Origin of the sequence: Paenibacillus sp. SZ31, assembly GCF_012912005.1 — a bacterium.
Taxonomy (GTDB): Bacteria; Bacillota; Bacilli; order Paenibacillales; family Paenibacillaceae; genus Paenibacillus.
Window position 1 is genome coordinate 128,688 of sequence record NZ_JABBEA010000005.1, and the last position, 23,466, is coordinate 152,153.

General features: G+C 42.0%; 22 protein-coding genes and 1 pseudogene. 6 read left to right on the top strand and 17 right to left on the bottom strand.

The genetic code is table 11. The annotated features are described in order from the left end of the window. Positions 1–199 precede the first annotated feature (199 nt). A complete protein-coding gene (locus tag HF638_RS12610) occupies positions 200–991 on the bottom strand; it encodes an RNA-binding domain-containing protein (protein ID WP_169480696.1) in 792 nt (263 codons plus the stop codon). A 390-nt stretch (positions 992–1,381) separates the two neighbouring features. Further along, on the bottom strand, positions 1,382–1,960 hold the full coding sequence (locus HF638_RS12615) for a hypothetical protein (protein WP_169480524.1): 579 nt from the start codon (positions 1,958–1,960) through the stop codon (positions 1,382–1,384). Positions 1,961–2,466: 506 nt separating this feature from the next. Here HF638_RS12615 and HF638_RS12620 point away from each other — a divergent pair. Then, the gene (locus HF638_RS12620; protein WP_169480525.1) at positions 2,467–3,009 is read left to right on the top strand and encodes a hypothetical protein; all 543 of its coding nucleotides are present in this window, start codon (positions 2,467–2,469) and stop codon (positions 3,007–3,009) included. 684 nt (positions 3,010–3,693) lie between these two features. Here the strand turns inward: HF638_RS12620 and HF638_RS12625 are convergent. The 3 genes from HF638_RS12625 to HF638_RS12635 form a co-directional block, all read right to left on the bottom strand. Then, positions 3,694–4,011: a hypothetical protein gene (locus HF638_RS12625; protein ID WP_169480526.1), complete on the bottom strand. Its 318-nt coding sequence runs from the start codon at positions 4,009–4,011 to the stop codon at positions 3,694–3,696. A gap of 130 nt (positions 4,012–4,141) precedes the next feature. Next, complete coding sequence (locus HF638_RS12630; RefSeq protein ID WP_169480527.1) at positions 4,142–4,570, bottom strand: hypothetical protein; 429 nt, start codon at positions 4,568–4,570, stop codon at positions 4,142–4,144. 179 nt (positions 4,571–4,749) lie between these two features. Further along, the gene (locus HF638_RS12635; protein WP_169480528.1) at positions 4,750–5,088 is read right to left on the bottom strand and encodes an ArpU family phage packaging/lysis transcriptional regulator; all 339 of its coding nucleotides are present in this window, start codon (positions 5,086–5,088) and stop codon (positions 4,750–4,752) included. A 316-nt stretch (positions 5,089–5,404) separates the two neighbouring features. On the opposite strand from HF638_RS12635, the gene HF638_RS12640 reads away from it, so the two are divergent. Together HF638_RS12640 and HF638_RS12645 are read left to right on the top strand one after the other, a co-directional pair. Then, on the top strand, positions 5,405–5,650 hold the full coding sequence (locus tag HF638_RS12640; RefSeq protein ID WP_211175623.1) for a helix-turn-helix domain-containing protein: 246 nt from the start codon (positions 5,405–5,407) through the stop codon (positions 5,648–5,650). 200 nt (positions 5,651–5,850) lie between these two features. Next, positions 5,851–6,309: a helix-turn-helix domain-containing protein gene (locus tag HF638_RS12645; RefSeq protein ID WP_169480530.1), complete on the top strand. Its 459-nt coding sequence runs from the start codon at positions 5,851–5,853 to the stop codon at positions 6,307–6,309. An 842-nt stretch (positions 6,310–7,151) separates the two neighbouring features. On the opposite strand, the gene HF638_RS12650 is transcribed toward HF638_RS12645, so the two are convergent. The 8 genes and pseudogenes from HF638_RS12650 to HF638_RS12685 all read right to left on the bottom strand — a co-directional run bounded on the left by HF638_RS12650 (position 7,152) and on the right by HF638_RS12685 (position 16,297). Beyond that, complete coding sequence (locus HF638_RS12650) at positions 7,152–8,162, bottom strand: phage lytic cycle repressor MrpR family protein (protein WP_169480531.1); 1,011 nt, start codon at positions 8,160–8,162, stop codon at positions 7,152–7,154. Between the two features lie 2 nt (positions 8,163–8,164). Continuing rightward, positions 8,165–9,490 carry a DNA sulfur modification protein DndB gene (locus HF638_RS12655; RefSeq protein ID WP_169480532.1) on the bottom strand — a complete coding sequence of 442 codons (1,326 nt, stop codon included), beginning with the start codon at positions 9,488–9,490 and terminating at the stop codon, positions 8,165–8,167. A gap of 948 nt (positions 9,491–10,438) precedes the next feature. Next, positions 10,439–10,594: pseudogene (locus tag HF638_RS12660) on the bottom strand (LuxR C-terminal-related transcriptional regulator); the annotation flags it as partial. A 243-nt stretch (positions 10,595–10,837) separates the two neighbouring features. After that, positions 10,838–11,827, bottom strand: a complete 990-nt coding sequence (locus HF638_RS12665; protein WP_169480533.1) for a YhcN/YlaJ family sporulation lipoprotein — start codon at positions 11,825–11,827, stop codon at positions 10,838–10,840. 271 nt (positions 11,828–12,098) lie between these two features. Then, complete coding sequence (locus tag HF638_RS12670) at positions 12,099–13,055, bottom strand: DUF4340 domain-containing protein (protein WP_169480534.1); 957 nt, start codon at positions 13,053–13,055, stop codon at positions 12,099–12,101. Then, entirely contained in the window at positions 13,052–14,446 is a 1,395-nt protein-coding gene (locus HF638_RS12675) for a GldG family protein (RefSeq protein WP_169480535.1), read from the bottom strand. The genes HF638_RS12670 and HF638_RS12675 overlap by 4 nt, the downstream gene beginning before the upstream one ends. A 4-nt stretch (positions 14,447–14,450) precedes the next feature. Beyond that, on the bottom strand, positions 14,451–15,167 hold the full coding sequence (locus tag HF638_RS12680) for an ABC transporter permease subunit (protein WP_169480536.1): 717 nt from the start codon (positions 15,165–15,167) through the stop codon (positions 14,451–14,453). Then, positions 15,164–16,297, bottom strand: a complete 1,134-nt coding sequence (locus HF638_RS12685) for an ATP-binding cassette domain-containing protein (protein ID WP_169480537.1) — start codon at positions 16,295–16,297, stop codon at positions 15,164–15,166. Before HF638_RS12685 ends, HF638_RS12680 begins: the two co-directional genes overlap by 4 nt. 437 nt (positions 16,298–16,734) lie before the next feature. On the opposite strand from HF638_RS12685, the gene HF638_RS12690 reads away from it, so the two are divergent. Next, positions 16,735–17,808 (top strand): glycosyltransferase family 4 protein, encoded by a 1,074-nt coding sequence (locus HF638_RS12690; RefSeq protein WP_348982101.1) that lies wholly within the window; start codon positions 16,735–16,737, stop codon positions 17,806–17,808. 58 nt (positions 17,809–17,866) lie between these two features. Here HF638_RS12690 and HF638_RS12695 read toward each other — a convergent pair whose 3' ends face one another. Continuing rightward, the gene (locus tag HF638_RS12695; protein ID WP_169480539.1) at positions 17,867–19,351 is read right to left on the bottom strand and encodes a DHA2 family efflux MFS transporter permease subunit; all 1,485 of its coding nucleotides are present in this window, start codon (positions 19,349–19,351) and stop codon (positions 17,867–17,869) included. A gap of 263 nt (positions 19,352–19,614) precedes the next feature. Next, positions 19,615–19,974: a hypothetical protein gene (locus HF638_RS12700; RefSeq protein WP_169480540.1), complete on the bottom strand. Its 360-nt coding sequence runs from the start codon at positions 19,972–19,974 to the stop codon at positions 19,615–19,617. 184 nt (positions 19,975–20,158) lie between these two features. Between HF638_RS12700 and HF638_RS12705 the strand changes: the two genes are divergently transcribed. Continuing rightward, entirely contained in the window at positions 20,159–21,397 is a 1,239-nt protein-coding gene (locus HF638_RS12705) for a glycosyltransferase family 4 protein (protein WP_169480541.1), read from the top strand. Continuing rightward, the gene (locus tag HF638_RS12710) at positions 21,394–21,564 is read left to right on the top strand and encodes a hypothetical protein (RefSeq protein ID WP_167350959.1); all 171 of its coding nucleotides are present in this window, start codon (positions 21,394–21,396) and stop codon (positions 21,562–21,564) included. Before HF638_RS12705 ends, HF638_RS12710 begins: the two co-directional genes overlap by 4 nt. Before the next feature lie 330 nt (positions 21,565–21,894). Here HF638_RS12710 and HF638_RS12715 read toward each other — a convergent pair whose 3' ends face one another. Continuing rightward, positions 21,895–22,428, bottom strand: coding sequence for a GNAT family N-acetyltransferase (locus tag HF638_RS12715; protein WP_169480542.1), 534 nt, complete (start codon positions 22,426–22,428; stop codon positions 21,895–21,897). A gap of 249 nt (positions 22,429–22,677) precedes the next feature. Beyond that, on the bottom strand, positions 22,678–23,394 hold the full coding sequence (locus HF638_RS12720) for a glycosyltransferase (RefSeq protein WP_169480543.1): 717 nt from the start codon (positions 23,392–23,394) through the stop codon (positions 22,678–22,680). Positions 23,395–23,466: the final 72 nt, after the last annotated feature.

Genomic DNA, 23,466 nt, shown 5'->3' on the forward strand with positions numbered 1-23,466 from the left:
CCATAAAAGTATTATTTCACTAAGATAATCTCGAAATTTAAATTGACATATCCTACACTGGCCTGTCTCAATGCAATTAATTCCCTACCACAATTATACAACAACCGGTGTCAGTCTACGTATGTTTTATGAAATAACTCGGACTAGAGGTGTGGAATTAAAACACTAGTACACATCAAAAAAGCATCCCGAAGGATGCTTAGAATGTGAAGGTCTGAGCGTCAAAGTTCATGAATCCAGGCCCAGACACGTGCCATCCTACAAAATATTTATCTTCATTACTTGTTGGTGCCATCAATTTTACTTTCTCTAAACCAAAGGTTTCCCCTTCCCATATAGGAATACTTGTTGTATTAGATACTGGCTTCAACAGGCAATAAACTAAATGTGTTTTCCCTTCTTCATCAAGTAACTCAGCATCTGCCCCCAACATAAACCCACCATGATCTAGTATTAGAATTCTTTTATCAATATATAATCTTACACCATAATATTCAGCTGGAATCGACGAAGTATTATATATATCAATCTTTAATTCCTTTTCTATACTTCCCAGTTCAACAGAATAGATGAAACATTGCAATTTTAAATTAGGATGATCATGTCTTCTTCTTACATCTCGTACTTCATAATCTTCCATAGGAGAAGATTTGAAGTTGTATCTTTTATAGTATCTGTTGTCATCAGCCATATGAGGTGCGTCCACACTTTGTGGTATCGAAATTACATACAGCACTCTTCCAAAATTTTCACCGCTCAAATCAACCTGATGTATCCTTATTCCATCAATCTTTCTTTGTATACGGCTATCTATCACCTGCTCTATCCATTCACGTGTTACTTTGACCGGATCGCATCCATTATCTATTCTGACTGGAATATTGCCTTCTTCAACCACACCATAGACAAGAATACCGCCATCTGAATTTGCGAATGCTGATACATCTTTAGAAAGTTCTTTTTTACAGCCTTCGTATTTCGACAGAGTCAGAGGGGAATCCTTCCTTTATGTCGAATATGTTATTGGTCATAATTCACTAAGGGATTCTGGAATACTGCAAAGACAAATCATGGAACCACTTCAGAATGAACAACTCACACGTGCTCAGAATGCAATACCATACACAAAAGAGCGTGAAATACTCCACTATGCAACCAATTCCTATGAAGATCCCAATTTCCCAGACTATCAATACTTTAGTTATATCAACTCTAATACTCGCGACTTGCTTTTACACTACAATATTGATTTTGACGAACTTGGTATAGCTGAAACACTGCCTAGTGGAGTAAGTCTGCTTATCCGAAATACCAGATTCCTATAGAGTAATCCACTTATTATCCGTTGATGACTATCCTTCAGCGGATTTTCTGTATTTATTCATTTGTAAGAATACTCAACCTTCTTAAGTAGGTTCCTTTCTGCCATTGTCGTGATCGCGTACAAATATTTATCAACATAAGGATATAAAACAACTGCAACACCAAATATCTCCATTGCTGCCTTGCCTATTATCTCATCGGCTGTTTCTTGTGCTGTTTTATTTGCTGCATCTACAAGTCCAGGATTAAACCATTTTATAAGTGGATTCTTAAGAAGATCAATTGCAGATTGGTGAATTGGTGCTATAAGGATAGGTAGAGAATCAATCGCTGTGTTTAGTGCTTGATAGGCTCTTAGCAAGTCCCATACACCAGCTATAAGGTTAGGATGATCTACTGCATTAAATAGTGGACTATTCACAATTAAGTGAGCTGCTAAGGGTTCCTTAGAATAGTACCTTTTTTTCTTTTCATAGTGATCCATTGTTAACTCAAGTTCTCGCATAAAATTATGTAATAACTTGATACGCTGATTTCGTTCATCTTCTAATTCCTTTTCCTTGGCTCTCTTTATCGTTACACTCACACTGTATTTTACTGCTGCTACAGGCACAACAACCCCGGTGATTAATGCCATAACTGTAAACCCTTCTAACATGTGATTAGTAATTTTTTCTATAATCCCAGAAATTCTGATCACTCCCTGTGTATGATAGGAATATTATACCACTAAAGAATTTTAATTGGTTTGAGTTTCTATTTTTGGATTTTACCAAATTAGAATAGTTCAATAAGCATATGATCGCTGTCGACCACATCGACTGCTAAGGTTACCGTGTCAACTCAAGTTCAACCTGAACCCAACCTCATTTAACTTTGAAGTTAGAAACCGATTATTCCGGTTCTCAGAGTAACGATGTGGTTTTAACTCACACTATCAATATGGTTTATTAGGCGTTACACGCTTGTACACATCGTCCAACAAGGAAGGAAAATTTTTGCACATCTTAAATAGCTTCCCGTCAATTTGATGAAGACTTGAACGTAACTTCATTGTATAGAAAGGATAATCATGGTAATCTAATTTACATCTGAAGCATTTGATAAAAACATTGTTTCAGAAATATAATTAAGGTGGACTCCATGAAAAAGATATTATTAATTCTGTCATCCGTGCTACTAATAGTCCTTACAGCTTGTGAAACAAAAACAAGTTCGATCACTAAGGATGATATTGAGATTGTTAATGTACACACTAAAGAGAAAGTAAGCTATGGCATGAGCAGAGTAGAAGCAGAGAAAGTATTAGGTAAAGGAGAAATGGGTAGTGAAAATAATTTCGACTATGAGAAAGGTGTAGAAATTACATATAAAGATGATAAGGTAATATCAATTGGTTTAGGGAAAGATTCAGATGGTATATTTGAAACTTCTCATGGTCTGAAAATTGGAATGTTGGGTAGTGAAATTACAGAATTATATGGTGGAAGTCAAAACAAAATGGATTTATCAGATGATAGGTTTCTAGTTTTTTCATATGAAGCAAAAAAAGGTGAGTTTATTCATACATTTCCTGCAACCACTGAAGGGGCACCAGAAGTCCAGATTTACACTTTCACATTTTACATTGATTATAATCAATATGTAGGTAGCATAGATTTGACAGATATGACTGCACAAAAATAGTTAAAACTACATATTTATAGTCAATTTTCTTTTGTGGGATGGCATGATATGAAATTGTGCTGTCCTTTTTAGCGTCCTCCTAAATTCGAATCTACATAATATGGTTTAACAAGATGCTATACGGTTGTATCAGAACAAAACACATGTTCACCATGAATAGTTGTATTCAAGTTGGACACAACGTCCAACAACTCTCACAACTCAACTATGAGCGCACCTCATTTCAGATACCCTCAGTTTGAGGGGTACTCAGTTATCACAGTTCCACAGAAGAGTATTATTCGTGTTATTGCTTGAATCAGATAAAAAATGGCCGATAGCTCAATGTAGTACAAAATTGAATCCACATAAAAAAAGACAGCACCGTTTGTGCCATCCTCATACATAGCATTCAATTTTCATCATCATTCGTTTCTGTTTCCTTATTAATGTTAACTCTTCACGTATCTGTATCCTACGTTCAACTGTTAAGTCTAACCTACATCCTTCAGCAACTAAATGGCTATACCTTGAATCAATTGTTGTGGGATTAAGTCTACGTTGTTTCTTCGGCTTGATTTGCTGGCCTTTTCTTCTTGCTGATCTATACGGAATTTCCGTATGACTCAGGCTCATTATTGTTTCAAACAATTTGTCTCTACCATACATAGAATCCTGCTCCCCCTTTCCTCTGGAACTGTCCCCTTAGTCAATATTTGTTTCAGGCAATGGTCTCAATACCTTGTCGAACAAATCTGCCAACAATGATTCCAACTCATTCAGTTCTCTGCTGTACTCAGGCAGTACTTTATCCTCAATTAATTTAATGAGCGATTGATATCGAATGTCTTGCTCTCTTGCACGATCCATCATCCCTATTATCATAGCAACATCCAAACCATACGAGACAAAGTATTTATCAATTGCTGCACGTTTAAGTTGATAATCCTCTATGTGCCATGCCGCCTTCTCACGTGGTGGTAAGTTGTTGTAATCTGACGTGTACACTTCGTTTATTTCCACCTGTTCCGTTAACCTCCATTCTCTTCTGTACATCAAATGAAACTAGGATTTCACAGAGAATATTATGTTCATATAAAGTTGTTATAAGAATTTATCAAGCACAAATACAGTACAATGTTTATGTATAGGATCAATTGTGAGATACATTGCTGATAGCCCTGACTACATGAATGTATCTGTTCAGCTTACGTTGTTCGATTAGATGTTCAATGGTTACACCATATGTCCTCATACGTTCAACACATATAGGTGAAACCTGTTCTTTAAAGTATTGTGTGAGTGCCTTTACAGGATTGAGTAAAAACGTATCTTTGAAATTCTCATCGCTCATAGGATTCATTTCAAGCTGTTCACGTCTGAACTGTTTTAATAGAGTAAACACCTGAATAGATGTTGGATAGATTGGAACCCTTGCCATGAACTGTTGACGTAATTCCTGAGTTGTCAGAAGTACTTCAATCCCATGAATGATATTCAATGCCTTTTTCGGAACTTCACAAGCAACATATATCTCATCCAGTGTCCAATCCTGCTTTTGATCAAAATAGTAAATAATCATTGTGATAACTCCTTTCTCATCATGTTGGGAAATCGCTAACCTAAAGATGCAACAGACTTTAACGCTATCCATGTACCGTTACGTGTACGTATACATAATTGTCGATTGATCAGCTTGCCGTGTTTGTACATCTGTATCTCTCCCTTCTGACCCTGTGGAAAATTTTCCACACCTGTAACTTATAGTTGTAATATGCCGCGCTCTTGAAATAGAATTGCAAGTTTATAAAATGCAGATGCACGAATCTTCATAAAAGTATCCTTTGATATTGGTGGGTCAATCATAAAATTGTAGACTTGATAATCCTTTATGTATTCACTCACCATAAACTTGTGTGTAATCAAGTCCTTCTCTTCGTCAGCTAATAAGTTCACAGCAGACTCAACATCACGCTGGTATTGCTCTCTATCTGGATTAGAGATAGTACATTTACAAATTACGTACTGTTTGAAAATTTCACTCATGACTGAAGATATTGCTTTCACGTCGATTTCAGGCAACACTTTCTTTATTACCATATCAACACACCTTTCTATAATAGGATTCACTTTCCGCAGAATTCTGCGTAATGTTTAATATCAGTTGTTACATGCATAATAGTTACAGTACATTGTTGCTTATTTGATTCACTTTTCGAAATCGGAACTCAAGTTCCAGCATGTTTTTGATGATGAAAAGTTGTAGATAGTGTACAATGTTGTTTAAGGGTATACAATTTTGTATAGGGTATAACCTTTTAAAATGGCGACATCGCCACTCTTTTATATGCTTACAGGGTCATAATTAAAATATACTCTTATGGTCATATTTTGTCAACTGTTTGGAGGTAGTACATTGCTTAAAGTAAAAATGAAACTCAAAGATGTTCTAAAGGAGCGTAATCTTACTCAGAAACAACTAGAATCAATGTCTGGTGTCAATCAGGCTAGAATTTCTAAACTTACCAAAGATGATAGGCAAGAGATTAACCTCGATATGCTAATTAAGATAGCCAATGCCTTAAATATCACAGACATATCTGAATTGATCCAGTTTGAAGAAGTATCAGATACAGATGAACATGAGCCTACATCGCAATGATGTGGGTTTTTTTATTTGTACACGCACCCACACTCAACATTATTAAAAAACGCTAAACTTATTTGATAAATTCATTAAAACATATTTAGTGAACACCGTCAATTATTTTTAATGAACACTAATAATATTGAGTGTAATCCGTATAAATTCCTAAGATATTAGTATATAATATGATCAAACGTATTTGAGAGGGATCGATTATGAATACATTAGGCGAGAGAGTTAAAAAGTTGAGGAATGAGCAGAACCTTTCAATGGAAGCTTTAGCAAATAGGCTTCAAGTTGCCACATATGACAATGAAACTGGAGAGTTTGTTTCTTTTAAGAAATCTAAGAGTGCCACTATTTCAAATATTGAAAACAATAAGAATAGACCTTCAGTGGACTTGGCTCTTGCTATCGCTGATTACTTTAAAGTGTCAATTGAATGGTTGATTAGAGGAGACATTGAACAATCTAAAGGAATTGAACTCATTTCTGCTTATAGGGAGCTTACAGCAGAAGAAGAAAAAGAACTGCCAAATCTACTTCGACATGATAAGGAAATAACTGCTGCGGCGCTGAGATTAGTAAAGACACATATGGATTCTTTGATGAAAGACATCACTATCTCATTTAAAGAGAGCTTACGCAACAACATTAAGAAGGACTCTGAATAAGGGTCTTTTTTTATTTGCCTATCTACCCAATTACATATGCGGATTAGCCTCGCGAAGCCACCTGTAAATACTGTGTATACCTGTCTAAAGTCTAAATTATAATAGTACTTATTACGGGTGATTTTCTCCAAGAGGATTTCCCTGTGTATGTTGGATAATTTCCCTATACATCTTGGATAAATTCCCTGTCTATCTTGGATGATTTCCCTGTAGGAGATTCAGTGTTCTAATTACGCGAAATGCGTAAATAAGGATACCCTTATCTGCTCCCGGAAAACTTTCCGTAAGCACAATTAGGTTAAAGGTTCCCTGAAATTTTCGTGGAATAACCCTCAAATTTGAGGATCAGATATGTGCACATTGAGTACACAGTTAAACTTGTCAAATTGGTCATATGGGTGAAATTTAAAGTAGTTGATACATATGGACTTATTCGTGAAACCACGAAAAACTATTACCAATAGGTGATCGTCAAATTGACGAGAGGCTTCCACGAAAATTTCGGGTAACCTTGACTGTTACGGGAATTCTGTATTGCTACAATTCACGGCTCAACTTTGAGCGGTCAAAACGTCATATTGAAATGTCGCGTATATTTGGGAAGGATTGAATTAGACACCTCCTTTGATAAGTGCTAACCGAGTTGATTAGGAGCCAAATCGAACATCGATGTTCGATATAACGATATTCCGATTCAGAAGGTTAGAATGGTTATGAGTTTTGCATAGACTTTTCCGAGAAATCTCGATTAACTGTTCCTCCTTATTAAAAGGGGACGAAATTTCATCCTGAACGGACAACACAAAAAAAGGTTGACGCAATGTCAACCCCAATAGCCTACCCTATCCTATACCGTATATTGAGTTTAAATTCTCCATATTCAGAAAGCCAACTTTAAATCTTGAATAGGCGTACGAACCATCTGGCTGCTTGCCTACGTTATAATGCTCACAGATCGTATAGTATTCCTCTCTCTCCAGTTTTCCATGCTTAACATACAAGTCCCTTGCCATTTTAAGCATTCCACTATTTCTAAGGTTAGTAACAGTCAATAGCGGTAAACTGTGCCACTCAGCTATCTTACTAAGTCTAGACTGTACCAAGTATTTAGATGCTGGTTCATCTGTTCCTTGCTTAATACTAGAATTAACAGCAGATCTAATTATATAGTCATTATCAATCAATTCATTGGAATCGCTTTTGATATGTGCTTTGAGAACACCATTATTTTTGATGTACTTCTCTTCTCTATTCGCTATTCTTAGAATGTTATACAGAAAATTTGATATAGATATCTCTCTGCTTTCTCGACCTTTACGAGTATCATCATAAAGCGTTATTTTAAATTCATCCTCTGATCCAGTTATGTGTTCCATCTTCATATTAAGCAATTCACTGTTAGCCTTACCCATTATCCCCTCAAATAGTGACTGTACAATTAGTTTGTCTTGAAAATTTAAGCATCCATCTACAACATTCCCAATGTCTTCTTCACTGAACAGTACTGCTCTGCTATCATCTACAAACTGGATGTAAAAGTCATCTCCATAAACAGCGTCAAGTGGATTAATATTGTCCTTACGCAAATCTTGTTCTATCGCCCATCGAATATAGTTCTGTATAATGCTTCCTGTAGTTTTAACAGTAGCAAGTTTAGTGGATTCTAACAGAAGTAGTACCTGTTTGATTTCATTTAGATTAAAATCATATAAGTCCATTTCTAACCGTTTTTCAATAGCTGATGCTCTACGAAGCACTCTAGAGTATGCTTCTTTTGTATTCACATTCTGTCTTTGCAGAAATCGCTCTTTTTGTGACTCATTGTAAAGATTATCATCGTATATCTTTTTCACTGTTATTCCCCTCTGAGTGTAGAGTCAAAGTGATTAATTATTTGATTTCGGATACGTTTGTTTCCTGTGAGTGATTTCTTAGCATTGAGAAGTAGTTCAAGTTCTTTATAGTCAAAAATAATACTGTTCACATATTTTTCTATCTCATCTAAGCCTATATCATGATCTTTCATGAACTTTGAAAGTACAATGTATCCTATAAACATCAATGGATGGCTCATAATTGGAGTTTTACGCTTATTAGCGTCAATTGAAAACTCATCTGGATAACTGCCAACCAAATAAGTAAAGAAATCATTGAGATAATTTGAAGTTTTAATAACGTCTAACTGTCTGTCAAAATGATACATGCGATCAATTGAGTAACTCATGATATCAAAGGTGGTCAACTCTCCAGCCAATTCATTTACGGTCGTTGCTGAAGCAATATGTTTCCCTATCTCTGACTTTCTTTGTAGAATGGCAACTACCTTGTCAGACATTCTTTCCTGTGCAAGCTCATCTCTTCTTTCTTTCTTCAACACGTTAATTGTATTGATCTGTCCAAAATATTTCTGAGCTGTCTCATGGTCATATGACCTAATGGAGAGTATCATGTCTAAATCTAAATTAGGATTCATCTGTAATGCTGCTACAGCACCCTGTAAGCGGTGGAAGCCATCTAATATAGATATAATTGCCCCATCGTTAATAGTTAGCGTTCTAGAGTCCTCATGGTACGTCACAGGATCAACTTCTGTAGAATATACGTTTAGTGTAATCATATCCTCAAAGTAGTGATTATCAGCCATTTTAGTTGCAATCCTCTTAACACTTGTCTTATTGACAATTGGTGTTTTGACTACTCCTCCAGACTGATTAACTGTATATTTAGCACCACGTTGAGTTTCGTAATCGTACACAATCAATTGGCTTTCAGACATTTTCACTAAATCTGCAATCGCAATCTTGGTTATGTAGCTGTCAAATTTAAGCATGGTAGTGTCTGAGAATGAAATAGGTAATTCCTTTCTTTTCTGAACAATTGATTTAAGGTTATCCTGAGCATCTCTAATCTCACGTTTACCGAAAAGTTGATTTGGATCTAATTGTTCATTACCTGTCACACTAAATAAAGCTTGGCATACACCGTACAATATTGAAGCGTCAATTTGTGTGATGTATTGTGCAACGTACTCTTCTTTTTTCAGAAGTGAGTCAATTACCTCTACAGGAATATTTAGTTCAATGAGTTGATACTTGAATTGATACTTGAGACTCTTAGAGGTGCTTAATCCTTTGAGTTGAGTATTAATTAAATGCTCAATATCTGATCTATCTATCTTCATGTACATTAGCTCCTTCCATACATATAGTATGGTATCACAATTACACTAAAATAACATTGTACAGATAAAGTTTTGCGATTCAATTGATGACACTGTTTCAATGAACATTGCACTTCCGAAATTCGGAACTCGTTCTTAAAGTTAGGGTGTCACCAAGTGACACGATTATATGTAGCTAGGATTGGCTGTGGTGGAGTCTTGAAAGTTGAGCGACCAATGGTCGGGCAAAACAAAAAACAGCCGTATGAGGGCTGTCTAGGCTGTATGGTACTATGCATTTCTGTATCTTTGATTGGTACGATCTAATTTATAATCAGTCAGCACATATTTAGAGTAAATACCCTGTCTCATGCATTCACCACAATATGATCCGACTTCAGTTTGGCTTAAACGAATGTTTTTTTGACATCTGCTGCAACTGCACTTCAGAAGTCCATTTCTCAGCTCATCATACTTCTTAACAAGAGCTAATGTCTTCCCATTAGTGTAGCCTTCTTTAACCCGTTGCTTTTTACGATGATTGTTTGGTTTAAACCTCACTAAAAGAACCAACTCCTTACATTTTGATTCTTTCTATCGTAACACATTTCGACATAATACCCCAAGTTTTTACATCACAAACAAAATAAAAAAAGCCCACTAAGGGGCTGTATTTGAGAAGTCAGGTTTAAAGTATCCAGCATCGACCATCCAGTTTGTCCAAATTGATTCAGTCAGATCGGCTAGGCCATTCCATGCTATTAGAGTTAGTTCACTGAAACTTGGAATGTACTTGTAAAGTATAATTGCAATTGCTGCGACTCCAAGTATGAATAGGTATTTAATTACATCCAATTTTATTGCGCGTATGGTGTTCATCTCCTTGTTATTTATAGGGATATTATACCATGTATGAGAACTCACCTTCCACTTCACCCCGAGTAACGTATAATTATGATTAATTTCAAACTGCATCACATTCGAAATATGGTTACGCACCGTTTTCTCGCTGATGAATAACTGCCCTGCGATGTCACGCGTTGTTTTGTCTTGAACCAGTAATTCGAATACTTCGCGTTCACGGTGGGTCAACAAAAATTTGCTTTTATGATCGATACCCTTCAATGTTCACCCCTCCTTGCTCGGGTTGTGTTGGTGTAACAAGGTTAAGGGGATACAGTCAACTCATCTTATGTCAGGTCAAGGGCGTTGGTTCAGTTTTATAAGAAAAATGGGCAGTAAACATGTGATTCATTGTCCAGAGTAAACGTATGCATTTCTATATGTATTGGATCATGTAAAACAAACATGCCCCTGCAGCGGATGTTGCCATCCGCGCAAAGGCACACTTGTTCATGTCTTAAAAAACTACCGATTCATTCGATTCATGACACCACCGTTGTGATTACGGTTCATCAGGCCATCGTCGAGGATGCCATCACGATGATTGGTATCTGTACCGTTCGTTGGGAAAATGCGCTCTACCATTGATTGGAACGTATCAATCATGCCGCTAACCGGCTTACCATTTCGAATATCTGTGGCATAGTTCTCGACATGCTCCACAAAATCCGGATTGGCTGATACATATACATTCTCGATGTTCGGTGCAAACTGCTTGATTTTGGCTGAAATCTTACCCTTAATCTCAGCTGATGTGTTATCGTCCGAGCTATCTACACGTTGTCCTTCACTTTTCATACCATAATGCCCATCGTCTGTCCCACGTGCTTTGCCGCTGTTCGTCAGACCACGCATCATGCCAACCGCGCCTGTGCCCATCGTGCCATAGATGCCACGATCATTGCCCATATGGCTGCGATCCGTTGCAGAATTCGTGTTCAGTCCTGGAGCAATTCCGCTGGTACTGTACGGAGACATCGTGCCCGTACCGCCATTCACACGCATACCACCCATATCGTGATTCATATTTCCACCACGCATGGTATCACTGGCATGATTGCGCATCGTCCCACCCAGCATGCTCGTACGACCATTCGATTTGCTTTCCAACTTGCCTGCATGACCATCTGCCAAACGAACAGCGACGTAAGCATTACGATCCGTTAACATGACACGGGCGGATTGAACTTCCTTCATCTCCGTGATACGTTTTGCCAGCTCTTCACTGGATTTCAGGTCACTGACATTATGCATGCGATAACTTTTCGCACGAATGCCGTCCATGCCATTCGTTTCCACGCCATAACGGTTGATGCCGTTCGCTTGCTCACGAACACTTTGCGTATGCATATTGTTGGTATCCCGATTCGTGCCACAACCTGTCAAACCGGCCATTACAAAGAGTGCAGTAGATAATGATAACGTAATAGCTGTTGCCTTTTTGACTGCTGGCATGTACTCATCCTCCAATGTTTGTTGGTTTTGGTCACAAAGATAGGATGCGCTTCTGTACGTGCCGATATGCTGAAAGGATATGGTACATTACCCTTTAGTTTTTGATCTTTTAGTTGTGGTCTTTGCTAATAGATCTTCGGTTTTGATCCTGAACAATGAGGGCTTTACCTATAAAATAAAAAAACAGTGCTGCTTGTTCGCAGCACTGTCTCCATGTAACTTGAATTCAATTCAAGTTAGTTATATTCACTTCACTTACCTTACGCCTCGTTCATTTCCCGTCTGATGCTTTAATCGTGTCCGGGAATTTCTCGGCTTCCGTCAGACTCGTCGCATCCATGGCATATGCCCATTGACCATCCGGCGTAATGACCCAGATCTGATCCGGTTCGGATGGCATAGTAAGCCCCCGATACACATCTCGAACTTGTTGCCCATTGACCGTCTGTTCAACAGACAGGGTGAATCGTGGAACCGTCTCCTTCAGCTCGGACGCTTTACGCACATCATCTGGCGTAGACAAGTTTTTGATTTTGCCAATAAGAGATACAGCGTCTGTGGCTTCAATTGTTTTTCCATTCAATGTCCATGCCTGGTCTGCCGCACCGTTCTCCGATGTTGATTTTAACATCCAGGTGGCTGCTTCACCTTCCCACTCCAGAGATCCCACATTCGTCTCATCCATGTTGAAAGGTGTCGTGTCCAACAAATCACGACGAGTCAAGGCTATACTGGTAATCGCCTCTGTCTGCACGGCAACTACGGGGCCCGAATCAACACGTACATAACGTGCATCATCTGCTGGAAGCTGTCCACCAATAGCCAGTTTGATCTCCCGATTATCTTTGAGTTTGATATCCATACGTGTAGCATCTGTTCCTAATCCGTACTTATCCAGATCCGTTGGCGCTTCTTCTACCACCAGTTCCTGATTTGCACCACTCAGAGCATCCAACCAGCTGCTTACACTGTAACCGTTCAGAGGATAGGCTTTTGGCTCAACCATCTGCCAGACGCCATTCTCAAGCGCCAAAGTCGAAGATCCTGTTGCACCAGATAATTCTTCCGTTGTGTCATGTATCGTGATGGATTGGATATCCCCGGATTGAATACCGAGCAACTTGGCTTGCTCCGCTTCTTCTTCCCGAAAATAATTTTGACTGGCCGCGTACACCCAGCCCACAATTAGTACGATGACCACCAGAATCGTTGGGACCCATTTTCTCATACCCGTCTGCGCCTCCACCATAAGAGTACACCGATGATAACAAAGATGAGCGGGAACGCCACAATCGACACGAAGAAGATTGTTCTAGCCTGTTCACCGTTCAGGTATGCCATCTCATAACCGGCTTGAACCCGTGGACGAATCGTCAGTCCATCTTCTTTTTCACTCAAATAATTCACTGTATTCAAAATAAAGTCCCGATTGCCGCCATTCGCAATTTCCGAATCCTGCATGAAAATCGACGAGCCCAGAATAACCGCCTTCGGTTTACCATCCGTCGTATCGGCTGCATACCCCAGTTCAACTGGACCCTGAATGTCCTCATCGGCATCATTGGTCGTTTCATTTTGCAATAAACCGCCGATATTCGTCTCCCCATAACTGTCATTAGAAGAATGAATTATGGGTGAAAGGGTATATTTATCCTGTTCTTTGCTGGTCAACGCAATCGACAGCGACAACATCGGATACAATTGGCTCGACGCGAGTTTGTCCGTGATTGCATGTGTACCATACTCCGGCACGACCCAGAGCGGCCCCATCGTACTGGCTTGCTGGTTATCCACCATGACCGCATGTTCATCAATGACCCCATAATCAGCCATGAGGGCATCGATGTTTTTCCAACTGGATTTCATATCTTCCACAAATCCGAGGGATAATAACAACTTGCCGCCATTACTCAGATAGGTACGAATAGCCTTCATTTCCGTATCACTGAGATCACGTTGTGGACCAATAATGGCGAGCACATCTGCATCTTCCGGAACCTTCCCGGCCTGATTCAACTGCAACTCTTCCGTCTGCACATTATTTTGTTCCAAGGAGGATTGAAGTGTAGTCATCTGATCGAGACTCAACTCTTCATGTCCGGTCAAAAAGACCATTTTGTGCATCTCCGTAGATGACATATTCATGAGCGCCTGCGTTAGTTTTTCCTCACCTGTGAACTGATATGATCCGTCACTTCCGTCACCTGTCGCAGTGAACAGACTCGCAATATCAATCACTTTGTGTTGATCTCCCTGCTCCAGCACAATGGAGCTGCCTGTTATGCCATATTTGGATGCAAGCGCAGGTTCCTGCGTCAGATTATATTGTTTTAATTTCAGCTTGCTGTTGCGTTTGGTATACTCCTCCACCATATCCGTGACCTCACGGTTCAGGACCGTGTTGTTGGCATTTTCGACGGTTAATACCAGAATGTTGACGTCGTCCTTCACGTTTTTGATCGCAGTAAGGGACTGGTCAGATAACGTGTATTGTTTGTTCGAGGTCAGATCCAGCTGGAAGCCGCCAAGTGAATTCAGGAACAGTGTTAGCAAAATAAAGATGCCAATCACCGCTACGGACAGCACGGTACTGTTGGTATGACTTAACCATTTTTTCATCTTCTCACCTCCACCGCTTCCGTTCCACAATTTGAATGCTTAACAGCAGAAACACACCCGAAAGGGTGACATAATACAAGATATCCGGCCCACTAAGCACACCTTTCATGAAGCTGTCGAACCGGTTAGTCAGAGCAAACGGGTCCAGCCACTGTTGCAAAGCAGACCCTGTATTGCCTGCGAATGAATCAAGCATCCACAAAACGAGCAAAATAATAAAACCCGCCACCGCAGACACCATCTGATGCTGGGATAACGTTGAAGCGAACAGTCCAATTGCCATCATGCTTCCACCCAGGAAGAATAACCCCAGCGCAGACATCCATACCGTCGTCATATCCAGTGTCCCATAGAACGACATGATGAATGGATACACCAGACTGCACAGGATGAGTACGACCAGAATGGCGAGAGAAGCGAGATATTTACCGAATATAATTTCCGACACACGTGCCGGAGAGGTCAGCAGCAATTCATCCGTTCCCTGTCTGAATTCATCAGCGACTAACCGCATCGTCAGCAATGGTATGACAAACAGCAGCATGGACAATGTGTCCCCCAACACGAGACGATAATCGACAATGCTCGGCTGGTAATATACAAAGCTGGAATAGAACAACAGACTGGTCATCAGTACATATACGGCAAATGCAAAATAGGACGTTGGTGACAAAAAATAAGCTTGCAGCTCTTTATTGCATACCGCCATCATTCGTCTCATTTGGAGTCCTCCCCTTTGCGAGAATAGGGCGAGGAATCCGCTGATGCCCTCGCTGATGTTCCCAATATACTCGACGAGTTGCTGTCCGAAGTTACGTCCTGATCCGTCTCTGTCCCATCAAGCTGATTCAGATCTGCTGAATTCACATCCGTGTCTGTGGCCTCGGTTGTGGTCAACTTCAGGAAGATTTGCTCCAGACTCAGATTCTCCTTCTTCATCTCCAGTATCGGTAATCCAGCACCAGACAAAAGGTAGAATAACTCTTCCCGAAAATCTTCCGCGCTTTCTCCGGTGAGCAGCATTTTAACCGTATCCGCTGAATCTGATGTAAGTGAAGTGTCTTTGGCAGTATTCGCATCCGACGTCTGAATGACTTCACTCCGCACCTTCTCCCATGGTGTCAGCACATTATGTAGTTGCTCCGCAGTGGCTTTCACCTCAATCGACACCTTGAACTGATCTCCCATTGCTGAGCCAAAATGCTGTGGTGAACCATCCAGCACGAGCTGCCCCTGATTAATGATCAACATTCGATTACAGAGCGTGCTCACTTCAGGCAAAATATGCGTACTGAGCAGTACCGTGTGGTTCTCGCCCAGTTCCCGGATCAGATCCCGAATCTCGATAATCTGATTCGGATCAAGCCCCGATGTTGGCTCATCCAGAACCAGCAGATCCGGCTTGTGAATAATGGCTCCCGCCAGTCCAAGACGTTGCTTGTACCCTTTGGATAAACCGCGTACCAGTTGTTTTTCGCGACCCTGAAGTCCCAGTCTGCTAACCATCTCACTGATCCGCAGCTTGACCTCACGTGCAGGGACATCTCGCAGATTTGCTACAAATCTGAGATAGGACTGCACCGTCATATCCGGATAGAGCGGCGGCGTTTCAGGCAGATACCCAATCTTGGAACGAACACGCTGACCCTGCTCATGCACCGATACCCCGTCCACCATAATCGAACCCGCGGTTGGATGCAGATAGCCCGTAATCATACGCATCGTTGTTGTTTTTCCGGCACCATTGGGCCCGAGAAACCCGACAATCTCACCACGTTCCATGGTGAAGTCCAGTTGATGCACGCCGCGCTGCCCTTCGTACACTTTGCTGACCTGTTTCACTTCGAGCACATCATTCATCCTTTCCCGTTAAAATACCCGTGCACCATCGTTCGTTATATAAATTCAACTAAAAATATTAACACTTGCACTCCGATGGCAGAATAACCTTCCGATCACTGTTATCCCCAGATTTTTTTGATTCCTTCATTTCAGAAGGAAAAATCCGCTGATAAAGGTGAACGCTTCGCTTCTTCAAGTTATTTCTGCCCTCTCCGTTATCGTGTAAATGTTACGTTGAACTTATGTAATAGATGATGGGCACGGGAAGTTCCTTGTATCTTACGTGAGCTATCCTAGCCTCAGCTTAATGTCACTTAAAAGAAAGCTTAAAAATAATTGTCTAAAATGTGAACATTCATAGCAACACCCACACCCTGAGCTTAAAGCCAACGTACCATAGAGTACAGGAGAATGTGCTCCTGACCAAAAGTCAGAGGGTGAATCGTGTGAAAGTATTATTCACGTTTTATGTTCCAAGCGGTGGCGTGGATACGTTAAATCGACTGCGCACCGCCGTTCTGAAACGTCATGGCATTGAAGCGCACCTGTTGTATCTCAACACAGGCTCGGGATTGCAGAACAATAGCGATACGCCCATTTTCACTGCGTCCAGTGACGAGGATATCCATCATTTAATTCATACCCACCATTATGATGCCATTATTGCCACCTCAGACATTGCTATGCCCGGTCGCTTGAGAGGACTTGGTTATACCGGACGAATTATTTTTGAAGCGCAGGGACTCGGCACACGCGATCAGGCTCTGGAAACCATACAGATGGCTGTCCCTTACCTTCAAGCCCATTGCGACGCTGCCGTTTTGCCACCCACAGATCATCTGCTGGATATGTTCATTCATATCTGCCCTTGGCTGCACCGGTTTGTTATTCCCAATATGCTGGATACGGACTCCTTTGCCCCAATCTTGGTGGATACCCCACCCTACCCGGTGCTGGCTTGGGTAGGACGACTTGAACACAACAAAAACTGGCGTGAATATTTAACCATATCCAGTGAAATCATCAAAAAAAATCCGAAAGCCAGACTATGGTTGTTTCACGATCCCACCTTGGCTAACCCTGAAGATGAAGTCATGTTTCGGCACATGTTGGCAGAATACGGGCTCGAAGATAGGATTGGTATTTTCATCAATGTTCCCCATTCTCAGATGCCTGCCTTCTATTCCATGATCGCCGCTTCAGGGGGCATCATGTTATCCACTTCCCTGCTGGAAGGATTCGGCTATGCCGTCGCTGAAGCTATCTCTTGTGGCTGCCCGGTACTTAGTACGGACTCAGACGGTGTACGTTCATTTATCACACATAATAAGACTGGAAAGTTCTATCCGATTGGCGATATTAAGGCAGCTGTCTCCGAAGCAAAGGACCTCATGAACAACAAGAAACTGCGAGAATATATCCGCATTCAGGGCAGACAGCATATGAGCTTGTCTTTCTCACCAGATCGGTATGCCCTTTCTTTCCGTGAAATGATGACCGCCTTGCGTGTTTTCCAGTAAAATCGCAAAAAGGCAGCTCAGAGAAATTCTCTGAACTGCCTTAAAAGGGTTAAAATTTTTAGTGTCCCATCATCATTGCGGGATCAGGCTTGTCGCCATTTTGAAGGTCTTCTTTCGGCATTGGTTTTGGTTTGCGCAAAATAAGACTGAGCAAACATCCGAACAATGCAATACAAGCGGCCAGGAAGAACGTATCATTGAAACCACTCACCAAACCATGAACTATAGCGGCCGGCTCTGAACTCGTTGTATTGTCGGCAATTCTTGAAGTAAGGAAACCTGTAAGTCCAGCAACCGCGAAGGACACGACCACTTGCTGTGCAGCAGCCGTGAGCGGTGTAACCCGGCCAACCAACTTACGCGGTGCGGCATTCAATACATGCGTATTGAGCGGCATCATAGACAAGCCCATACCCAGACCCATCATGACCAAAGCCGTTATAATCAGACCAAGACCTGTCTCTGCCGTGATGGAGGACAGAATAAACAATGCTCCCGAGATAATTCCCAGACCCACGAAGGCCAGAGGTCTCGCACCAATTTTATCAAACAATCGACCGCCGAGCGGCATACCCACTCCAGAAGCCAAAGCTTGTGGAAGCAGAATCAATCCTGTTTCCAGTGCAGTGTACCCTTTGATCTGCTGCAAATAAAGCGGGATCAGGATCATCGCACCAAACAGCGCCACTTGGGACACCCATGCGAGAACAATCCCCCGTGAGAAATCGGATGATTTGAATACACGAAGTTCGAGCAATGGATTTTGATGACGAAGTTCTACAATAATGAACAAAATGAGCGCTACTCCACCCACAATGACACCAGTCAGTGTTGTAGCAGACGTCCAGCTCGTTCCACCCTCACTTACACCGTAAGCAAGCATAGAGAACGCAATTGGCGCCAGAATCATGCCGAGCAGATCCAGGGCAGGCGTGCGTCCACGATCCGTATCAGGCAAGAACTTGATACATAGGATGAACGCTGCAATACCGATTGGCAAGTTAATCAGGAAGATCCAGTGCCAGCTCAGTGATTCAATAAACCACCCGGACAACACCGGACCCAATGCAGGGGCAAGCAGCATGGGAATTCCGAGCATACCCATGATGGAACCTCTTCGCTCAGGAGGAGCCAGACGAAAGACCATCGCCATACCAATTGGAGCAACCATGCCTCCACCGAGACCCTGAATGATACGGTAAATGATTAATTGCTCAGGCGATTGTGCAATAGAGCATAATACAGAACCCAAAGTAAACATGGCAATCGTGAACAGAAATACTCTTTTGGCACCAAAACGGTCAGTTAACCAGCCTGCCAGTGGAATAACCGCAGACAAAGCCAAGGTATACCCTGTAACCGTCCATTGAATAGTCTTCAGATCTGTCTCAAAATATTGAACCAAATTCGGAATGGCCACGTTCACCACCGTGCTGTCCAGAATGACCATAATCATTCCGACGATAATAGCCAGGAGTGGCAGTATAATCGTTTTGATTGAAAACTCTGCGGGCTCCTGGGATACTGCTGTTTGTTCTTTCACGTTCTCCACACTCTTTTCCAGCTAGCCGATCACAGGTTTATCCCTGCGTCTTGCTCAGCCTATATTTACGACCATTTTCAAACTATCGTTTTAAACCGTCGTTTTAAACTTTCGTTTAACACTGATCTAATTCTAATGAAAATACCTTTGCTGTCAAGCTATTTTTTTTCAAACTTTCTACTATGGATGCACCACAAAAAAATGGAACAGGCATTTCCCTGCTCCACAGTTTGGCTGATCATGCCTATCCAATTATGTTCATATCAATCTGCAAGCTTCATCATCTGATATTCTGACAGTATGCCCAATGTCTGACCGTGAATACTTCTGCAGTACATCCGAATAACCAGATGATTCGGTGAAGAACTGTTGCTGATGATCCTCAGCTCATAAGGCTCGGATGACACATCCAGATTATGAATGACCTGATTACCACCTGCTCTCCCCGAACCCGATCCGATATGAAAAAGATGTCGGTATAGCTCCCCATGGATACTAGCCCCACCAATAAATACATCTGTTCCTTCCTCGCCGCCAACATAGGCTATTTCCACGTCTATATATTTCACGGGAACAAAAGTTTGTAGCAGATTCTCATGGATTTCAAGTAAATATGCCGCCACTGTAGATCCCTCCTTCGGAGCATGAACCTTCCTGTATATAGGATATGCTGCCTCTCGTCCATTGCCATTTGCATTCACCCATTTTGGAACATTTACACGGAAATGCCCGACCTTCCGGTCCTCTTTTTTCATAGAATAAAAGGATAGAAGCTCGGCCGGTGCAGGCCGTGACAAGGAGGTAGCCATGAGAGTTCTGCTCGTTACGTATTGGGAGCTTACACATATGGGAGGCATATGGACATATGTTAAACAGCTGGCCGACAGGCTGATTGCCCTTGGTGTAGAGGTTGATATCATGGGCACGAATGGTGCCAATAACGAAGTGTATATTCGTAATCTGAACCGGGCATTTTCCAAGGATAAAGTGTGGCCCATGCTGCAATCCAAGCTCAATCCGACCGATCTGCCACAGTTCACAGCTGATCCTCTTCTCGCTTATTATGAATTGAACAGATATGCCTTTGAGATGGCTGCCGCTTATCTGGGAGTGGACCATTATGACGTCATCCATGCGCAAGATCCGGTAGCCGCCGTAGCCATAAAACGCATCTTGAACCGCAATGTCCCACTCGTTACCAGCTATCACGGAGCTCTTGCACGCGAAGCCTTCTACGATGCTCAAAATTCCAATCCTCAACTTACCCTATCATCATATTTGCAATCGAAACGCGGACGTTATTTTCTATCATTGGAAGAACGAAGTGCGGCACAGTCTGAGCTGATTCTGGTGTCCAGTCACTGGATCAAGAGCACGCTTACAGAGCTTGCGGTTCCCGAATCGAAGTTTCGGATAATCCCCTACGCCGTGGACCTGTCAGCCTACCGCTCATTAGCAGCTACGAAGTTCCGTCAGCGGCCACCCGCAGGCAAAAAAGTCATTGCCTTTACCGGAAGGCTTGAATACATCAAGGGCGTTCATGTGTTGATCAAGGCTTTAGCCAGTCTGAAAAGTAAACGTTCCGATTGGGTCTGCTGGATCGCAGGAGAAGGCAACCTGAGCGATGAATTGCGGGCACAGGTCGCGGCGGCTGGCATTGGAGCCGATGTTGTATTCTGGGGCAAGCTGGACAACATTCCTTCCTTCCTGCGCCATGCCGACATCTATGTCCAGCCCAGCCTGCAGGACACCCAGCCGTTCTCCGTTACGGAAGCGCAACTGGCGGGTGTACCCGTTATTGTCAGTGGTACGGCCGGCATGCCTGAAATGGTTGACCCTGGACGCACAGGATGGGTCGTGCCTCCGCAGGATGTCGATTCGCTCCGCGAACTGCTGCATGCACTTCTGGAGGATGACGTTACCCGTAAAAAAGTAGGTGCTGCGGCCAAAGCCTGGGCTGAACAAAACCGCTCACTGGAAGAGATGGGGCTTCGTACATTACAAGTCTACCAAGAAGCCATTTACAGAGGAGGACTCACGATATGACGTTACTTGTACCCAGTGATTTGTACAATCGCTGGTTCTCGACTCCGGTTTCCACACCTCACATCGACGTGGATTACGCTGCAATGAATGAATTGATGAAGAAGCTGCCTAAAGGATATGTATTTCCCGATCCTGCATCCATGGCGATCATGAATTCAAAGGATTGAGGTTTCAATTACACGCTATGTTCATATAACATACATGAATAAGAAACAAGGGGTGTCCATTTGTCATATGAATGACATAGGGACACCCCTTGTTCGCTTTGATGCGTTCTAACAAATCCAACACATGATATTTGTTCCCTTTTGCACAAGTATGACATGTAACGAATCACAGAGAGGTTATTTCTTCTATTGTGGTCGATTTTCAGGTTCGGAAGCCCTTTTCGGAAGAAATAACGTGATTGAGATTCGTTAGAATTTATTTTTCATGGTAATCGCCCCAATAAGACGTGGCAGATTCGTTAGCGCTTGAAGCCATGGGAAATCCAGATCTTATTCATCTGTTGCCAACTTGGAATACATATTCAGATTGTTGAACGTTTCGCCTGCCCTCTCGTATGCTCTGAGGGTCCCTTCGTATGTGAAATTGAGCTTTTGTAATAACTTGATTGAATTCACATTATCAGGATCAACCTTTGCTTCAATTCGATTCAGCTTCAAAGCCGAGAATGCGTGAGCTAACAAAGAAGAGATCGCTTCCGTAGCATATCCTTTCCCCCAGTGTGATCTGGCAATGTCATACCCAATCTCTGCCTTTAAATTGTCAAAATCCAGCGAATTATAACCACAGGAACCTATGATTACATTGGACTCTTGCACAATGATAGAGAACCGAAGGGCCTTGTTTTCCTGAGCAAGATCATTCAGAAGATTAATCATTTCTATAGCTTGATTTTCATCCGTAAAATGAGTGATATTCATAAATTTAGTAACATCCGGATCAGACCAAATTTCAAACAAGCTGGCCGAATCCGATACGTTCATCTTTCGCAAATATAACCGTTCTGTGTGTAACTCTGTAATCAATACTTTTACCTCCATTAGTTTATTAATGATTAGGTTTAAGATATTGATATCTGCGCATAGTCCAGTCCCTTCGTGATATGAATGCTTTCATTATACAGAGACTTCAGCAAGCGATCTACCTTTCTGTCCACGGATCTGTCCATAAAACAAAAAAAGAGCGTCCCACTTATAGCAAATAAAAATTGCATCTAAGGGTGCTCTCTTGTCATTTTAACACCTATTCCATTCAGCCCTCTTCGTCAAATCTATCTACTTCCAGTACCCACCAACATGTAGCAGATTGAGTAGCGTAGGCCGATGCTTCGCCTGAACCCGTTCCATCTCGGCAACCAGTGCCTTGAAATGGCGTTTGGTTCCCATGGATTCATGCAATCGGTAGCACATCAGAGGTTCATTGTAATAAAACAGCTCATACATCGGAAACAGTCTCATCCACATCTCATAGTCATGCGTGTAGCGAAAATCAGTATCGAACAAGCCAAACCGCTCAAACGCCTCCATCTCCACCATGACGGTACAACCATTGATTGGACAACCTTCGAGCAGTACCTGTAACATCTCCAGACGACTGCCCACTTCCGGCTGCACCGTATCCAACCATTCACTCTTCTCATTCACATAATGGTAGGCGCCATGACAGAAGGAAGCCTTGACCTCACGCATAAACTTCAGTTGCTTCTCCACCCGATCCAGCAGCATCACATCATCTGAACTGAGCCAGACAAAGTAATCCCCTGTCGCCTGTTTGATGCCCTCATTCAATGCTGTTGCGGTTCCACCGTTTTCTTTGCGAATATAGCGGATAGAATCCATGAATGGTTGTAGCTTCTCCACGTGCTCGGTTGACCCATCATCCACCACGATCACTTCAATATGCGGATACGTCTGGTGAATGGCGCTGTGAACAGCCTGCTCGATATAAGCACAATTGTAAAAAGGAATAACGATCGATACTTTCGGCTCCATTCGGGCCTCCCCTTCCTCCGCTTGTCTCTGCGTAGCGATTGCTTTCCTCTATTATATGAAGATCCATTCGAT

Bases quoted from the DNA above. Each gene is read 5' to 3' on its own strand.
- HF638_RS12675 (WP_169480535.1), bottom strand. From the start codon at position 14,446: ATGAAAAAATGGTTAAGTCATACCAACAGTACCGTGCTGTCCGTAGCG.
- HF638_RS12615 (WP_169480524.1), bottom strand. From the start codon at position 1,960: ATGGCATTAATCACCGGGGTTGTTGTGCCTGTAGCAGCAGTAAAATAC.
- HF638_RS12670 (WP_169480534.1), bottom strand. From the start codon at position 13,055: ATGAGAAAATGGGTCCCAACGATTCTGGTGGTCATCGTACTAATTGTG.
- HF638_RS12680 (WP_169480536.1), bottom strand. From the start codon at position 15,167: ATGAGACGAATGATGGCGGTATGCAATAAAGAGCTGCAAGCTTATTTT.
- HF638_RS12655 (WP_169480532.1), bottom strand. From the start codon at position 9,490: ATGAAGATAGATAGATCAGATATTGAGCATTTAATTAATACTCAACTC.
- HF638_RS12630 (WP_169480527.1), bottom strand. From the start codon at position 4,570: ATGATTATTTACTATTTTGATCAAAAGCAGGATTGGACACTGGATGAG.
- HF638_RS12720 (WP_169480543.1), bottom strand. From the start codon at position 23,394: ATGGAGCCGAAAGTATCGATCGTTATTCCTTTTTACAATTGTGCTTAT.
- HF638_RS12665 (WP_169480533.1), bottom strand. From the start codon at position 11,827: ATGCCAGCAGTCAAAAAGGCAACAGCTATTACGTTATCATTATCTACT.
- HF638_RS12620 (WP_169480525.1), top strand. From the start codon at position 2,467: ATGAAAAAGATATTATTAATTCTGTCATCCGTGCTACTAATAGTCCTT.
- HF638_RS12635 (WP_169480528.1), bottom strand. From the start codon at position 5,088: ATGGTAATAAAGAAAGTGTTGCCTGAAATCGACGTGAAAGCAATATCT.
- HF638_RS12710 (WP_167350959.1), top strand. From the start codon at position 21,394: ATGACGTTACTTGTACCCAGTGATTTGTACAATCGCTGGTTCTCGACT.
- HF638_RS12705 (WP_169480541.1), top strand. From the start codon at position 20,159: ATGAGAGTTCTGCTCGTTACGTATTGGGAGCTTACACATATGGGAGGC.
- HF638_RS12645 (WP_169480530.1), top strand. From the start codon at position 5,851: ATGAATACATTAGGCGAGAGAGTTAAAAAGTTGAGGAATGAGCAGAAC.